The organism is Pseudonocardia sp. EC080619-01 (genome assembly GCF_001420995.1).
Taxonomy (GTDB): domain Bacteria; phylum Actinomycetota; class Actinomycetes; order Mycobacteriales; family Pseudonocardiaceae; genus Pseudonocardia.
This window is the reverse complement of the sequence record NZ_CP012184.1, coordinates 5,658,604-5,673,864: the sequence shown is the minus strand read 5'-3', so window position 1 is coordinate 5,673,864 and position 15,261 is coordinate 5,658,604. Positions and strand designations below refer to the sequence as shown.

15 protein-coding genes are annotated in these 15,261 nt (G+C 73.7%); 6 read left to right on the top strand and 9 right to left on the bottom strand.

Features of this window, described 5'->3' with window-relative positions:
• Window positions 1-3: 3 nt before the first annotated feature.
• A complete protein-coding gene (locus tag AD017_RS26070; protein ID WP_060575872.1) occupies window positions 4-759 on the top strand; it encodes a DUF5995 family protein in 756 nt (251 codons plus the stop codon).
• Here the strand turns inward: AD017_RS26070 and AD017_RS26065 are convergent, their stop codons facing one another.
• The 5 genes from AD017_RS26065 to AD017_RS26045 all read right to left on the bottom strand — a co-directional run bounded on the left by AD017_RS26065 (window position 760) and on the right by AD017_RS26045 (window position 5,458).
• Entirely contained in the window at window positions 760-1,563 is an 804-nt protein-coding gene (locus AD017_RS26065; protein WP_060575871.1) for a hypothetical protein, read from the bottom strand.
• An 84-nt stretch (window positions 1,564-1,647) separates the two neighbouring features.
• Entirely contained in the window at window positions 1,648-2,538 is an 891-nt protein-coding gene (locus AD017_RS26060; RefSeq protein ID WP_010240272.1) for a sugar phosphate isomerase/epimerase, read from the bottom strand.
• Window positions 2,539-2,550: 12 nt separating this feature from the next.
• Window positions 2,551-3,543: a sugar phosphate isomerase/epimerase gene (locus AD017_RS26055; protein ID WP_060575870.1), complete on the bottom strand. Its 993-nt coding sequence runs from the start codon at window positions 3,541-3,543 to the stop codon at window positions 2,551-2,553.
• Window positions 3,540-4,538, bottom strand: coding sequence for a Gfo/Idh/MocA family protein (locus tag AD017_RS26050; protein WP_060575869.1), 999 nt, complete (start codon window positions 4,536-4,538; stop codon window positions 3,540-3,542). The genes AD017_RS26055 and AD017_RS26050 overlap by 4 nt, the downstream gene beginning before the upstream one ends.
• Window positions 4,535-5,458 carry a sugar phosphate isomerase/epimerase gene (locus tag AD017_RS26045; protein ID WP_060575868.1) on the bottom strand — a complete coding sequence of 308 codons (924 nt, stop codon included), beginning with the start codon at window positions 5,456-5,458 and terminating at the stop codon, window positions 4,535-4,537. The genes AD017_RS26050 and AD017_RS26045 overlap by 4 nt, the downstream gene beginning before the upstream one ends.
• A gap of 111 nt (window positions 5,459-5,569) precedes the next feature.
• On the opposite strand from AD017_RS26045, the gene AD017_RS26040 reads away from it, so the two are divergent.
• Window positions 5,570-6,586, top strand: coding sequence for a LacI family DNA-binding transcriptional regulator (locus AD017_RS26040; RefSeq protein WP_227013351.1), 1,017 nt, complete (start codon window positions 5,570-5,572; stop codon window positions 6,584-6,586).
• Between the two features lie 68 nt (window positions 6,587-6,654).
• On the opposite strand, the gene AD017_RS26035 is transcribed toward AD017_RS26040, so the two are convergent.
• The 3 genes from AD017_RS26035 to AD017_RS26025 all read right to left on the bottom strand — a co-directional run bounded on the left by AD017_RS26035 (window position 6,655) and on the right by AD017_RS26025 (window position 9,940).
• The gene (locus AD017_RS26035; RefSeq protein ID WP_227013350.1) at window positions 6,655-8,106 is read right to left on the bottom strand and encodes a S10 family peptidase; all 1,452 of its coding nucleotides are present in this window, start codon (window positions 8,104-8,106) and stop codon (window positions 6,655-6,657) included.
• A 55-nt stretch (window positions 8,107-8,161) separates the two neighbouring features.
• Window positions 8,162-9,082: a type IV toxin-antitoxin system AbiEi family antitoxin domain-containing protein gene (locus AD017_RS26030; protein ID WP_060575865.1), complete on the bottom strand. Its 921-nt coding sequence runs from the start codon at window positions 9,080-9,082 to the stop codon at window positions 8,162-8,164.
• A gap of 129 nt (window positions 9,083-9,211) precedes the next feature.
• Complete coding sequence (locus AD017_RS26025; RefSeq protein ID WP_227012589.1) at window positions 9,212-9,940, bottom strand: GntR family transcriptional regulator; 729 nt, start codon at window positions 9,938-9,940, stop codon at window positions 9,212-9,214.
• Window positions 9,941-10,127: 187 nt separating this feature from the next.
• Between AD017_RS26025 and AD017_RS26020 the strand changes: the two genes are divergently transcribed.
• The 4 genes from AD017_RS26020 to AD017_RS26005 all read left to right on the top strand — a co-directional run bounded on the left by AD017_RS26020 (window position 10,128) and on the right by AD017_RS26005 (window position 14,100).
• A complete protein-coding gene (locus AD017_RS26020; RefSeq protein WP_010240290.1) occupies window positions 10,128-11,099 on the top strand; it encodes a substrate-binding domain-containing protein in 972 nt (323 codons plus the stop codon).
• 69 nt (window positions 11,100-11,168) lie between these two features.
• A complete protein-coding gene (locus AD017_RS26015) occupies window positions 11,169-12,239 on the top strand; it encodes an ABC transporter permease (RefSeq protein WP_010240292.1) in 1,071 nt (356 codons plus the stop codon).
• A gap of 5 nt (window positions 12,240-12,244) precedes the next feature.
• On the top strand, window positions 12,245-13,060 hold the full coding sequence (locus AD017_RS26010) for an ATP-binding cassette domain-containing protein (protein WP_029239894.1): 816 nt from the start codon (window positions 12,245-12,247) through the stop codon (window positions 13,058-13,060).
• A 29-nt stretch (window positions 13,061-13,089) separates the two neighbouring features.
• Window positions 13,090-14,100, top strand: coding sequence for a Gfo/Idh/MocA family protein (locus tag AD017_RS26005; RefSeq protein ID WP_060575863.1), 1,011 nt, complete (start codon window positions 13,090-13,092; stop codon window positions 14,098-14,100).
• A gap of 22 nt (window positions 14,101-14,122) precedes the next feature.
• On the opposite strand, the gene AD017_RS26000 is transcribed toward AD017_RS26005, so the two are convergent.
• Window positions 14,123-15,151 carry a LacI family DNA-binding transcriptional regulator gene (locus AD017_RS26000; protein WP_060576620.1) on the bottom strand — a complete coding sequence of 343 codons (1,029 nt, stop codon included), beginning with the start codon at window positions 15,149-15,151 and terminating at the stop codon, window positions 14,123-14,125.
• Between the last annotated feature and the right edge of the window lie 110 nt (window positions 15,152-15,261).

Sequence of the window (15,261 nt, the reverse complement as noted above, 5' to 3'; positions counted from 1 at the left end):
AGGATGTCGGCCAGCAACCTGTCGGTGCACGGCGTGGACGTGCAGACGGTCGAGGAGGTCGTCGAGGCGCTGCGCGCGATCCGCGACGCCGCCGCCGAGGACATCCGGGCACCCCGGATCGACGGCATCTCCTGCTTCAGCAGGCTCTACACGACCATCACCGAGAACGTGCTGGCCACCCTGCAGGGCGCCCACCCCGGCCGGTCGTTCGACGACCCGGAGTTCCTCACCCGGCTCGACGTCGCGTTCGCCCGCCGCTACTTCGCCGCGGTCCACGCCCACGAGCGCCGGGACGGCTCGGTCCCCGCGTGCTGGAAGGTCCTGTTCGACCATCGCCGCGACCCCTCGGTGGGACACGTCAACTTCGCGGCCTGCGGCGTCAACGCCCACGTGAACCACGATCTCGCGCTCGCGCTGCTGGACACCTGGGAGGACTTCCCCCCGACCCCCGCCCGGCGTGCGGACTACGACCGGGTCAACGACATCTTCGCCGAGGAGATGGACGACCTGCGGGAGGACTTCGACGCGTTCCTCGCCGGCACCACCGAGGGCGGGCTGCTGGACCGCCTCGGCAACGCGCTGTCCGACCTGCTCGTGCGCGCGACCCGCGGGCAGGCGTGGGAGGCGGCCGAGCGGGTGTGGCGGCACCGCGGCGACGACGAGGCCTACCGGCGGGCGCTGGCGGCGGAGACGGCGCGGCTGGACAGCGCGGCGACCGTGCTGGGCTGGATGATCCTGCGGGCCCCCGACCTGCCCTGATCAGCCGGTGGGCAGGCCGCGGTGCAGGACGTCGAGCGCGGCGTTCTCCCGGGAGCCGCCCCCGGCGTGGTCGTCGAGACGGTGCGCGAGATCGGCCGGCAGGTCCAGGACGAGTCGCACCGTCTCCCCCGCGGGCTCCGGCGCCGGTGCCCCCGGTGCCGTGACCGGCTCCGGGCGGCGCAGCACGAGCCCGAGGACCGGCAGCGCGATCGTGCCGAGCGCGTCGACGATCCCGGCGACGCCGAACCAGCGCCAGTACCACTCGTCGGACGAGCCGGGGATCTCGCCGTCGGTCACCACCGGGATCGCGAGCATCACCGCGACCACGGCGATCGCGGCCAGGGTGACGGCGAGCCCGGTCCGGATCGCCGGGTGCGGGCGCCCGGCGAGCAGCAGGAGCAGGTTCGCGTGGGCCAGGCTCACCGCGGCGATCGTCAGCAGGGCGAGCGACTTCCACCAGCCCTCCCCCGGCCCCGGGCCCGACCAGTCCTGCCAGATCAGCACCAGCGCGCAGACCGCTGCCCCGAGACTCGCCGCGAGCCCGCCGAAGCCGACCGCCCGCACCGCCCGGGTGACGACGGCGAGGTGGCACAGCGCCGTCGTCCCGAACGCGGCGACGACGAGCGTGGTGACCACGATCCGGCCCTGCAGCTCGCCGAACTCGCCGGTGAGCAGGGCGACGATGCCGAGCAGCGACGCCACCACCAGCGAGGCGACGACCAGCACGATCATCCCGCGGCGGGCGCCGCGGGCCGTCGTGACAGGACCGGTCCCGGGTCGCGTGGTCTGCGGTGCGGTGGACATGGGGGGACCGTAGGCCCGCCCCACCCGCCACGGCCTGCGTAGCGCTACCGAGATCACCCACCGGTGGTGGTCCGCTCCGGAGGCTCAGGCGTGGGTCGCCGGGCGCCGGTCCGCGCCGAAGTGCTTGTCCACCAGGGCGAGGATCGTCTCCCGCTGGCGCACGCTGATCTCCTCCGCGTGCTCCTCCCAGCCGAACACACAGCTGGAGAGCACGCCGTCGAAGCCGGTCGCGGCGAGCGCGGCGAACACCTCGTCGAAGTCGACCTCGCCGCGGCCGATCTCGGCGTGCTGGTGCACCCGCACCGTCGAGCCGGGCGGGTTGACGATGTAGCGCAACCCGTTCGACGCCGTGTGGTCCAGGGTGTCCGCCAGGTGCACGGAGGCCAGCTTCCCCGCGGCCGCGGTGATGATCCCGGCGGCGTCGTCGCCCTGGTGGAAGGTGTGCGGGGTGCAGTACAGGAAGTCGATCCAGTCGGCGTTGAGCCCGCGGACGAGGTTCAGCGCGGCGTGGCCGTCCTCGACGAAGTCGTCGGGGTGCGGTTCGAGCACCAGCCGGACACCCTCCCGCTCGAACACCGGTGCCAGCTCGTCGAGCGAGCGCAGGAACTGGCTCTCGGCGTGCTCCGGCGCCTCCGGGCGGCCGTTGAACTCGGAGTTCATGACGTCCACCCCGAGGTCGACGGTCATCCGGATCGCCCGTTTCCAGGCCCGGACGGCGGCCTGCCGCTCGTCCTCGCCGGGGCCGGACCAGCGCAGCACCGGCAGCACCGAGGCGATGCCGACACCGGCGTCGGCGGCCCGTTTGCGCAGCGAGGCGACGGCGGCGTCGTCGGCGCGGGGGTGGCGGAAGAACGGGATGAAGTCGTCCTTCGGGGAGAGCTCCATCCAGCAGTAGCCCATCCGCGCGACGACGTCGGGCAGCTCCTGGACCGGGTGCGTCGCGTAGAACATCTGGGGGTCGAGTGCGAGCTTCACGGTGGTCCTCCCCTACAGCGCGGCCGCGGCGGCGTGCAGGGTCTTCGCGGCGAGCGCGAGTCCCTCGGTGCGCGAGTACGCGGCGTCCTCGTGCTCGATGTTCACGGCGATGTCCGGGTCGACCTCGGCGAGCGCGCGCAGGAACCCGGTCCAGTACGCGACGTCGTGCCCCTCGCCGACGGCGACGAACGACCACGCCGGGTCGTCGGGCCAGGCCGAGCACCAGTGTCCGATCCCGGTCGGGACCCGGTCGGGGTCGTCGGCGGGCACCCGGGTGAAGGACGTGTCGAGCACGCCCCGGATCGCGGCGCCGGGCTCGATCCGGGCGTCCTTCGCCGCGGCGTGGAAGACCAGCGGCCCCAGCCAGCGGATGCAGGCCTCGACGTCCATCCCCTGCCACATCAGGTGCGACGGGTCCATCTCCGCACCCAGGTTCGTCGCGCCGATCCCGTCGACCAGGCGGCGCAGCGTGACCGGGGAGAACACCAGGTTGTGCGGGTGCATCTCGATCGCGACCCGCACGCCGGAGGTCCGGGCGAGCTCGTCGATCCCCGTCCAGAACTCGCAGGCGACCGACCACTGGTGGTCGAGGACGTCGAGGTAGACGCCGTCCCACGGGTTCACCACCCAGGACGGGTAGCGGGCGTCCGGGTCCGAGCCCGGCGTGCCGGACATCGTGACGACGTGGCGCACCCCGAGCAGACCGGCCAGCCGGACCGTGCGGCGCAGGTCCTCGGCGTGCTTCGGCCCGACGCCGGGCAGCGGGCTGAGCGGGTTCCCGTTGCAGTTCAGCCCGGTCAGCTCCATCCCCCGTTCGGCGAACACCGCGAGGTAGTCGCGCCGGGCGGTCTCCGAGGACAGCAGCAGGTCGACCGGGCAGTGCGGGGCGGGCAGGAAACCCCCGGTGTTGACCTCCACCGAGGTCAGGCCGTTCGCGGCGAGCTCGTCGAGCGCCTCGGCGAGCGGGCGGTCGTGCAGACAGGCGGTGTAGGCACCCAGTTTCACGGCTTCTCCCCCAGACGGACCTCGACCCGTTTCCCGCTGGTCACGGCCTCGACCCCGGCCGCGCAGACCGCGACGGCGGCGTAGCCGTCCCAGGCGCCGGGCCCGGTGACGGTGCCCTGCGCGGCGGCGTCGACGAACGCCTGCATCTGGGAGTCGTAGGCCCGGCCGAACCGGACGACGAAGTCCGGTGCGATCTCCCCGCCCCAGCGGCCGGCGCGCCGCAGCAGCAGGTTCTGGTCGAGGCCGATCGTCGCCATGCCGTGCTCGGCGACCAGCTCGGTGCGGACCTCGTAGGCGACGCCGGTCCGGACGAACGACTCGACGTCGACCAGGCGTCCGGACTCGGTCTCGAAGAGCACGAGCATCGGGTCGGCGTTCCCCGCTGGCGACGACGACGTGGCGGCCGGCTTCAGCACGGTGACGGCGGTGATCTCCTCGCCGAGCAGGAACCGGGTGCAGTCGACCTCGTGGACGACCGAGTCGGCCATCGCGAACACCGAGGTGAAGTGCTCGGGGACCGCCGGGTTGCGGTGCACGCAGTGCAGCATCAGCGGGTCGCCCAGCTCGCCGCCGGTGACCATCTCGCGCAGGCGGGCGTACTCGGCGTCGAACCGGCGCATGAAGCCGACCTGGATCAGCCGTCGTCCGGTCGCGGCCTCCGCCCGCACGACGGCGTGCGCGCTCGGCTCGTCCATCGTCAGCGGCTTCTCGCAGAGCACCGGCTTCCCCGCGTCGAGGCAGGCGAGCACCTGCTTCTCGTGCGCGGCCCCGGGGCTGGCGAGCACGACGGCGTCCACGTCGGACGCCCCGATCGCCGTGACGGGATCGGGCTCGATCCGGGCCCCGGCGACGGCGGCGACCTCGGCGGCCCGGTCGGCGTCGGCGTCGCTGACGACCGTGACCCGGGCGCCGCGGACCCGCCGGGACAGCGAGTCGACGTGGAACGCGCCCATCTTCCCGACGCCGACGACGGCGACGCGCAGCTCCTCGCTCATCGTGGGCTCCCGATCTCGACGGCCGCGGTGCCGCAGCCGGACAGGTAGGTGTGGGTGCGGCGGGCGATCGGCAGCGGGGCGTCCGGCGCGCAGGGGTACATGTCCTGCTCGACGATGGCGTACACGTCCCGCCCGAGGCCCGCGACGGCGTCGAGCAGCGGGCCCATCTCGGGCACGCCGCGCGGCGGCTCCGTCATCACGCCGCGTCGTACGGCCTCGGGGAAGGTCAGGTCCTCGGCCTCGACCTCGTCCAGCACGGCCGGATCGACCTGCTTGAGGTGCAGGTAGCCGATCCGGTCGGGGTAGCGGCGGACCAGGTCGAGGTTGTCGCCGCGGTAGTACGAGACGTGCCCGGTGTCGAGGCACAGGTTCACGTACGCCGGGTCGGTGTCGGCGAGGAAGCGCTCGATGTCGCGCTGGTACCCGACGTGCGAGTCGGCGTGGCTGTGGAACTGCACGTGCAGCCCGTACTCGTCGAGGATGCGCCTGCCCAGCTCGTTCATGCCGTCCGTGAGGCTGCGCCACTGCTCGGGGGCGAGCTCGGGGCTCTCCAGGGCGTCGCCGGTCCGGTGGTCGCGCCACGGCTCCGGGATGACGATGATGTGGCCGCCGCCGGTGGCCCGGGTCAGGGCAGCGACGTCGGTGACCTGCTTCCAGACGTCCTCCCAGGAGCCCGGTCGGTGCAGGTGCTCGAAGACGGTGCCGGCGGACACCTTCAGGCCGTGCTTCCCGAGCTGGTCGGTGAGCTCGTCCGGGTCGGTCGGCAGGTAGCCGTACGGACCGAGCTCGATCCAGTCGTAGCCGGCCGCCGAGACCTCGGCGAGGAACCGGTCCGCCGGGGTCTGGTCGGGGTCGGATGCGAACCAGACCCCCCACGAGTCGGGTGCCGACCCGACCCTGATGCGCCCTGTGCTGACCACGCTGCCGCCTCCTCGTCTACGCTGAACTAGAGCGCGCTAGTAGCGCCTGGCCGGGAACTATCCAGGCCGTCCGGAACTATGTCAAGACAAAGATCGGCCCAGGAGGTGCCCGTGGCCGCACCGAGGCGTCCGACGATGCTCGACGTCGCCGCACGCGCCGGGGTCCCCCGCGCCCTGGTGTCGATCGTGTTCCGGGACCGGCCCGGCGCCTCGGAGCGGACCCGGGCCCGGGTGCTCGCCGCGGCCGAGGAGCTCGGGTACCGGCCGGACGGGGCGGCTCGGCTGCTGGCCCGCGGGCGCAGCCGCACCGTCGGCGTCGTGACGACCGTCGGCGAGCCCTACGAGGCCGACATGCTCGAGTCGATCTACGACGAGGCGGCCCGGCTCGGCTACGACGTCCTGCTCTCCGCGCGCACCCCGACCCACCCGGAGGCCGACGCCGTCGAGGGGCTCCTCGCCCACCGGTGCGAGGCGCTCGTCCTGCTCGGTCCCACGCTCGGCGACACCGCGCTGACCGCACTCGCCGGGCGGACGACGGTCGCCCTCGTCGGCCGCGCAGCGCCCGCCGGCGAGGCGATGGACAGCCTCCGCACCGCCGACGACGTCGGCCTGCGCCAGGCCGTCGACCACCTCGTCGGGCTCGGGCACCGCGCGGTCGCCCACGTCGACGGCGGCGACGGCCCGAACGCCGGGGTCCGCCGGGACGGCTACCGGGACGCCATGGCCGCGCACGGGCTCGGCGCGTCGGCCCGCGTCCTCGACGGCGGGTACGACGAGCAGGCCGGGATCGCCGCGGCACGCGCCCTGCTCGACGCACCGGACCCGCCGACCGCGGTGGTCGCCGCGAACGACCGCTGCGCGCTCGGCCTGCTCGACACCCTGCGCCGCTCCGGAGTGGACGTCCCGGGGACCCTGTCGGTGGTCGGCTACAACGACGACCGGCTCGCCCGGCTCGCGCACGTCGACCTGACCACCGTCCGCCAGGACGCCGGCGCACTCGCCCGCGGCGCCGTCCGGGCCGTCGCGACCCGCCTGGACGACACCACCGCCACCCCCGAGGACCGCCTCCTCCCCCCGGACCTGGTGGTCCGGGGAACGACCGCACCCCCGCCCTGCTCCCGCCGGTGATCACGGATCCGGAAGCAGGACGGCCGGATGTGGCCGGGTCCCTTCCCGATCCGTGATCACCGGGTCTCTCAGCGGGCGGTCGCGGTGGTCACGAAGTCGGTGATCGCGGCGGTGAAGGCGCGGCGGCTGTCGTCCCACAGGTAGAACATGTGCCCGCCGTCGAAGTGCTGCGCGGTCAGGCGGGAGGCCACCCCCGGGGTCAGCCGCATCTGGTTCCGCAACCGGTCACCGGCGTGGTACGGAGTCACGAGGTCGTGGTGGCCGTGCGTGATGATCGCGCGGACGCCCGGGTTGAGGGCGAGCCCGTAGCGGAGGTCGTCGGTCGCGCCCTTCGGCGGGTGGTTGTAGACGGCGCGGGTGTCGTCCTGCCAGGCGGCGACCACCGTGGGGTCGAGCAGCGTGTACGTCCGCTCGGTCCGCACCCCGAGCTCGCCCCGCAGGTACTGGTTGATCCCCGCGCCGAACGCCGCGGCGATGCCGGTCAGGGTCGGGTCGGCGCCCATGTACAGCTCGCGGTCGGGGTACGGGTCCGTGGTGGTGACCGTGGCGTCGTAGATCCCGAGGGCCAGCCGGTCCGCGCGGAGCAGGTCGCGGGTGAACCGGGTGATGCGGATCCGTCCCTCGGCCCGGGCGACGTCCTCGACGTCGAGTCCGGTCAGGGCGGCGTGGCGCTCGAACACCCGCTGCCGGTCCGCAGGGTCCGTCGCGGCACCGCGGACGAGGAACGTCGCGAACTCGCCGGTGGCGAACTCCTCGGCGGCGCGGCGGATCTCGGACGGCGGGGTGTCCGGCCCGAACGCGCGGGAGCGTCCGTGGTGGGCGGCGGCCAGCGCCATCGTGGGCAGCGTGTCGACCCACGGCAGCACGTCGTAGTCACCGAGCTCCAGCCCGATGGTGGACAGACCCGCGAACTCCAGCGCGGGGGAGATCAGGATCGACCCGGACACGCCGATCCCGGCGCTCTCCTGCAGCCGGCGGATCAGCCGGGCCGCGCGGTAACCGCCGTAGCTCTCCCCCGCGACCAGCACGGGCGAGTGCCACCGGCCGTTGTCCCCCAGCCACCGGGTGATGACCTCGACCAGCGCGTCGAGATCACGCTCGGTGCCGTAGTACGAGGTGGGCTCGGCGCCCGGTGCGCTGCGGCTGAAGCCGGTGTCCACCGCGTCGACGACGACGAGGTCGGTGAACGCCAGCCACGACTCCGGGTTGTCGACCAGGCGCGCGGGCGGGGACGGCATGGTCCCGTCCCCGGGGAAGGCGATGCGCCGCGGCCCGACGACGCCCAGGTGCAGGTAGGCCGACGCACCGCCGGGCCCACCGCCGAACACGAACGTCACCGGCCGCTCGCCCCGGTCCTCCGCGACGTAGGAGACCGTGAAGATCTCCGCCGCGGGCTTCTCCTCCTGACGCAGCACGATCCACTGCGCGTCGGCGCGGTAGCCGAGACCGTTCCAGACGCCGGTCGTCGACACCCCCGCCGGCGGCTCGTGGGCGGGCGGGGTCGGTCCAGGTTGCTCCATACCCCCGATGAAACGCCGTGCCGTAACGGCATGGTCAAGCCACGACGACCGCTGATCACCGATCCGGAAGCCGCCCGGTCACATATGGCCGCGTGGCTTCCCGATCCGTGATCACGGGCCGGCTCAGGGCGTGCCGGAGCTGGGCCACGACCCGGGCGGGGGCCGTGTCCAGGTCGTGCCAGGTCACGCGGAGCAGCGTCCAGCCGGCGGTCACCAGGTCGTTGCCCTTGCTCCGGTCCCGGCGGAAGCGTTCGACGTCGCTGTGCCACGCCCAGCCGTCGAGCTCGATCGCGACGCGCTGCTCCGGGAAGGCCAGGTCGAGCTCGTACGGGCCGAACGCGTACCCGAGGACCCAGCCGGTCACGCCGGCGTCGCGCAGCAGCCGGACGAGGCGTCGTTCGGCGTGCGATGCCGCCCGGTCCCCGGCCACGACCAGGAGACTCCGTGCCGCGGTGGCGCCGGTCGCGCCGCTCATCCGGCACCAGGCGGCGTGCAGGTCCTCGAACGTGACCCACCGTTGCAGCGCCCGGTCCAGGAACGCCGCACCGTCCCGGACCGCGATCGCCGTCTCGAGCGCGGTCAGGGGCCGGGCGGTGAGGGCGAGCCCACGGGCCTCCGTCCGGTCGGCGGGGGCGATGTCCCGGCGCCGGAGACGGACCCCCGGGCGGGGCGTGCGGCCCACGGACCGGGGGACGGTGACCCCGACCGTCGACGGCGCCGTGTCGAGCATCCGGTGCCACCAGGCGGCGGCCGGGCCCGCCAGCAGCGCCGACGGTCCCGCCCAGAACACGGCGGCGCGGCAGCGGGCCGCGGCACCGAACGGATGCCCTCCCCCGAGGAGCACGCCCGGCAGCGGTGACGAGAACCGCCCCGTCGCGACCCACCGCCGCAGGGTGCGCGCCGAGACCCCGCACGCGACCGCCTGCGCGACGGACACGACGCCGTCCTGGTGCCGCAGCAGCCGGTCGAGCTCCATGCCCCGACCCTGCGCCCCCGACCCCCGCCCCACGCCGGAACCGGCTCCGCCGTTCCCGCGAGCGAACGCCTGATCACGGATCGGGCAGCGGGGCGGCCGGATGTGGCCGCCCCGCTTCCGGATCCGTGATCACAGGGTCAGTTCGACGGCGTAGCGGGTCGGGCGGTACAGGTGGGAGCCGTACTCCACCGCGCGGCCGGTCTCGTCCCAGGCGGTGCGGGTCATCGTCAGCAGCGGGGCGCCGGGGGGTTCGTCGAGCGCGGCGGCCTCGGCGGCACCGGCGGCCCGCGCCCCCACGACCTGCCGGGCCGAGCGCGGCGCGTGCCCGCCGGCACGGAGGAGCTCGTAGAGGCCGTGCCCGGTGAGATCGTCCGGGCGCAGCGGGAGCACGTCGGCCGGGACGACGTTCGTCATCAGCGCGAGCGGCTCCCCACCGGCGAGGCGCAGCCGCTCGAACCGCGCCGCCGGGGCCGAGGGCGGGATCCCGAGCGCCGCGGCGACGACGTCACCGACCGGCCCGACGGAGAACGCCCGCAGCACGGTGGCCGGGGCGCGGCCGTCGCGGGCGAGGTCGTCGTGGAGGCTCGTGAGATCGACCGGTCGCTCCATCCGGGTGGGCAGCACCCGGGTCCCGGCGCCGCGCCTGCGGGCCAGCACCCCCTGCTCGACCAGGTAGGACACGGCGCGGCGCAGGCTCGGACGGCTCGCGCCGGTGCGGGCGGCGAGCTCCGCCTCGGCGGGGAGCCGGCTCCCCGCGGGCAGCTCGCCGGACTCGACCATGCCCCGGATCCGGGTCGCGACCTGGAAGTAGAGCGGCACCGGGCTCCCCCGGTCCACCTGGCCCGACGGCCCGGTCACCGCGCCTCCCCACATGTGACGATCGACCATCTTTGTCAGGACAAAGCATTGACGTGACGTGTGCGGCAGCGTACACCTGTCCGTGGTCTGCATCACTCTCCGGACGTCGGGGCCCGGCCGGAGCGGACCACCCACCCCCGCGGACGGCGACCGAGCCGATCGCGATCACAGAGAGAACTGATGCTCGATGAGGAGTATTCGGAAGGTCGCCGTCGGACTGGCCGCCGTCTCGCTGCTGGCCGGGCTCACCGCCTGCAGCAGCCAGGGCGGGGCCCAGAACGACGCCGCGGACCAGGGGCAGCGCTACACGATCGCGATGGTCACCCACGAGCAGGCGGGTGACACGTTCTGGGACAAGATCCGCGCGGGCGCCGAGGACGCGGCCGCGACGCACGGGATCGACCTCAAGTACTCGAACAACGAGCAGGGGCCCGAGCAGGCGACGCTGGTGCAGAACGCGATCGACTCGAAGGTCGACGGGATCGCCGTGACGCTGTCCAGCGCCGACGCCGTCGTCCCGGTCGCGAAGAAGGCCGCCGACTCCGGCATCCCGGTCGTCGCGTTCAACCAGGGCATCGACCAGTACAAGGCCGCCGGCGCGACGATGTACTTCGGCTCCGACGAGACCCTCGCCGGCCAGACCGTCGGCGAGAAGCTGACCGCGCTGAGCCCGGGCGGCAAGACCCTCTGCGTCATCCAGGCCCAGGGCTCGGTGGCGCTGGAGACCCGCTGCCAGGGCGTCAAGAAGGGCTACCCGAACACCGAGAACATCCAGGTCAACGGGGCCGACCTGCCGTCGGTCCAGCAGACCCTGAACGCGAAGCTGGCCGAGGACCCCGCGATCACCGACGTCGTCACCCTCGGCGCGCCGATCGCGATGGCGGCGCTGCAGGCCCAGCAGGGCACCGGCTCGACCGCGAAGATCGCGACCTTCGACCTCAACCAGGACGCCGCCAAGGCCATCCAGGACGGGCGGATCGCCTTCTCGGTCGACCAGCAGCCCTACGTCCAGGGCTACCTGGCCGTCGAGTCGCTGTGGCTGAACCTCTCCAACGGCAACGACATCGGCGGCGGGAAGCCGACGCTCACCGGTCCGTCCGTGGTCGACGCGTCCAACATCGCCCAGATCCTGCCCTACACCGAGGCCAACACCCGCTGACGGCGGCTCCCCCGGGGGCGGCACCGACGACCGTCGCCCCCGGGTGTCCCCTCCTCCAGGAGCCCACCCATGAGCACACCCACCGCCGCCGGCACGACCGGCGCCACCACCGAACCGGACCCCGCACCGCCGGCCTCGCAGGCCCGGTCGCTGTCCGCCCGGCTGTTCACCCGGCCCGAGGCGGGCACGGTCGCGGCCGCCCTGGCGATCTTCGTCTTCTTCTACGCCATCGCCGAGCCGTTCCGGACGCTCGACTCCTTCGCGACCGTGCTGTACGCGTCGTCGACCATCGGCATCGTCGCGGTCGGCGTGGCGCTGCTCATGATCGGCGGCGAGTTCGACCTGTCCTCCGGCGTCGCGGTGACCACCTCCGCGCTCACCGCCGCCCTGATCACCTACCAGCTGTCGCTGAACATGTGGGTCGGCGTCGTGCTGAGCCTGGTCGTCGCGCTGCTGGTCGGCTTCGTCAACGGGTGGCTGGTCGTGACGACCGGCATCCCCAGCTTCCTGATCACGCTGTCGATGTTCTTCATCCTGCGCGGCGCCAACATCGGCGTCACCAAGGGTATCACCGGCACCGTCGCGACCGACAACGCCTCCGAGCTCGACGGCTTCGTCTCGGCGCACACGATCTTCGCCTCCGACGTCCCGCTGGGGTTCATGACGGTCAAGGTGACGGTCTTCTGGTGGCTCGGGCTCGCGGCCGTCGCGTCCTGGATCCTGTTCCGCACCCGCCTCGGCAACTGGATCTTCGCGGCGGGCGGCAACGCCGCGTCCGCCCGCGCCGTCGGCGTCCCGGTGAAGCGGGTCAAGATCGGCCTGTTCATGGGCGTCGGGTTCGTCGGCTGGGTACTCGGGATGCACATCCTGTTCAACTTCTCGTCCGTGCAGTCCGGGCTCGGGGTCGGCAACGAGCTGATCTACATCGTCGCCGCGGTGGTCGGCGGCTGCCTGCTCACCGGCGGTTTCGGTTCGGCGATCGGCGCCGCGATCGGCGCCTTCATCCTCGGCATGACCACCCAGGGCATCGTGTTCGCCGGCTTCGACCCGAACTGGTTCTACACGTTCCTGGGCGCGATGCTGCTGCTCGCGGTCGTGCTGAACCTCTACATCAAGAACTACGCCTCGACGCGGAAGTGACGACGATGACCGACACGATCTCCGACCACGCCGCGTCCGACCTGCGGGCCGGCACCCCACTCGTCCGGATGGCCGGGATCGGGAAGACCTACGGCGCCATCCGTGCCCTGGAGGGCATCGACCTGACCGTCCGGGCGGGCGAGGTCACCTGCGTGCTCGGTGACAACGGCGCCGGGAAGTCGACCCTCATCAAGATCATGTCCGGACTGCACCCGCACTCCGAGGGCACGCTGACCGTGCACGACGAGGACGTCACCTTCTCCTCGCCCCGGCAGTCCCTGGACCTGGGCATCGCGACCGTCTACCAGGACCTGGCCGTGGTCGGGCTGATGGAGGTGTGGCGGAACTTCTTCCTCGGCTCCGAGCTGCGGAAGGGCAACTACCCGCTCGCCCCGCTCGACATCCGCGGGATGCGCGAGATCGCCGACGCCGAGCTGAGGAAGATGGGTATCCAGGTCAAGGACATCAACCAGCCCATCGGGACGCTGTCCGGCGGCCAGCGCCAGTGCGTGGCGATCGCCCGGGCCGTCTACTTCGGTGCCCGGGTGCTGATCCTCGACGAGCCGACGGCGGCGCTGGGCGTCAAGCAGTCCGGGGTCGTCCTCCGGTACACCGCCGCGGCCCGCGACGCCGGCCTCGGCGTCGTCTTCATCACCCACAACCCGCACCACGCCTACATGGTCGGCGACCACTTCATCATCCTGAAGCTCGGCCGCCGGGTGCTCGACCGGGCGCGCTCCGAGGTCTCCCTGGAGGAGCTCACCACCGAGATGGCGGGCGGTCAGGAGCTCGCCGAGCTGTCGCACGAGCTGCAGCGCTGACCGCACCCGCACCACCGCGAGGAGGAACAGTGAACGACCGTCCACTGCGGATCGGGATCCTGGGCGCCGCCCGGATCGCCGGCGAGGCGCTCTGTGCCCCGGCCGCGGAGACCGGGGACCGCCTCGTCGCCGTCGCCGCGCGCGACCGCGGCCGGGCCGAGCGCTTCGCCGCCGAGCACGGCGTCGACCGGGTGCACGACGACTACGCCGCCGTGCTCGACGATCCCGGGGTCGAGGTCGTCTACAACCCGCTGGCCAACGCGCTGCACGGCCCCTGGAACCTCGCGGCCGTCGCGGCCGGCAAGCACGTGCTGAGCGAGAAGCCGTTCGCGTCCGACGCCGGCGAGGCCCGTGAGGTCGCCGCTGCGGCCCGCGCCGCCGGGGTGACGGTCGTCGAGGGGTTCCACCACGTCCACCACCCGGTGTTCCGGCGGCTCGCCGCGATCACCGGCTCCGGGGAGCTCGGCCGGATCACGACGGTCGAGACGACGTTCCGGATGCCCGCACCGCCGGACACCGATCCCCGCTGGTCACTGGACCTCGCCGGTGGCGCGCTGATGGACCTGGGCTGCTACGCGCTGCACATCCAGCGCCGGCTCGGCGCGCAGCTGGGCGGCGAGCCCACGGTGACGGCGGCGACGGCGCGGGAGCGTTCCCCCGGCGTCGACGCGTCGGTGACCGCGGACCTCGGGTTCCCGTCCGGGGCGACGGGCGCGGCGCACTGCGACATGGACGCCGACGGCTGGACGATCACCGCCCGGGTGGTCGGCGAGCGCGGCGAGGCGCTGGCCCGCAACGTCGTCCTGCCGACCCGGGACGACCGGATCGAGGTGCGGGCCGGTGGTGTCACCCGCACGGAGCACCTCGGCACCCGGCCGACCTACACCTACCAGCTGGAGGCGTTGCGGGCGCACCTGCGCGGGCGGGAGCCGTTCCCGCTGGACCTCGACGACGCCGTCGCGACGGCCGAGCTGATCGACGCCGTCTACCGCGCGGCCGGGATGGAGCCGCGGCCGCGCCGGGCACCGCTCCGGCTCTGACCGGCGGGACCGCGGCGCCCCGTCACACCGCGGCGGGGCGCGGCGGGGCCGTCGTCCCCCGCACCACGAGCCGCGGCGCCAGCACCACCTCCCGGGCCGCGGTCCGGTCGCCGTCGAGCCGCTCGGCCACCAGGTCGAGGACGTGCTCGGCGGTGCCCGGGACGTCCTGGCTGACCGTCGTCAGGTCCACGTGCGCCAGCCGGGACAGCGGACTGTCGTCGTACCCGGCGACGGAGACGGTCCCCGGCACACCCGTCCCGGCCCGGCTCAGCGCGTCCAGCAGTCCGACGGCGCACCGGTCGTTGAACACCGCGACCGCGGTGGGCAGGTCCGTGGTGCCGTCCAGCAGGGTCGCGGCGGCGCGGGCACCGTCGGCCTCCCCGTGCCCGCCGGGCAGCACCCGGTCGGTCAGGCCGGCCGCGCGCATCGCCGCCCGGTAGCCCTTCCGGCGGTCCGCGGCGATCGAGCCGCGCCCGCCGTCGACGTGCACGATCTCCCGGTGCCCCAGGCCGATCAGGTGCTGGACCTGCTCGCGGGCGCCCTCGTCGTCGGGGACCCGGACGACGTCGACCCCGGTCCCCGGCAGCCGGCGCCCGACGGCGACGACCGGCAGCTGGCGGCCGAGCTCGGCGAGCCGGGCGGCCGGGGCGTCGCTGCCGAGCAGCACCAGCGCCTCGCACCGCGAGTCCACCAGCGACTCCACGGCCCGGCGCTCGTCCCGCGACGGCGACCGCGCGCCCAGCACGAGATCGTGCCCGCGGCGCTCGGCGATCTCGAGGAGCTGCTCGACGAGCTCGGCGTGGTAGGTGGAGCGGATGTCGAGGACCACCCCGAGGGTCCCGCTGCGCCGGCTCGCCAGCAGGCTCGCGGCCCGGTCCGGCCGGTAGCCGAGCCGGTCGGCCGCGGCCAGGACCCGTTCCCGGGTCTCCGCACTCGGGCCCGGCGCGCCGCGCAGCACCAGCGACACCGACGCCGGGGACAACCCGACCTCGGCGGCGACGTCCGAGAGCCGGGGACGGCGGGCGGTCGATCGGTCGGTCACGTCCCGCATCATCGCGCCGCACCTCCTCCACGAGTTTGTCTTGACATGATCAGCCACGAGCCCGGAGACTCGACCCCGTCATTAAAGCGTTTTAAGGCGCGCTCGACGAGGAGCTGAGG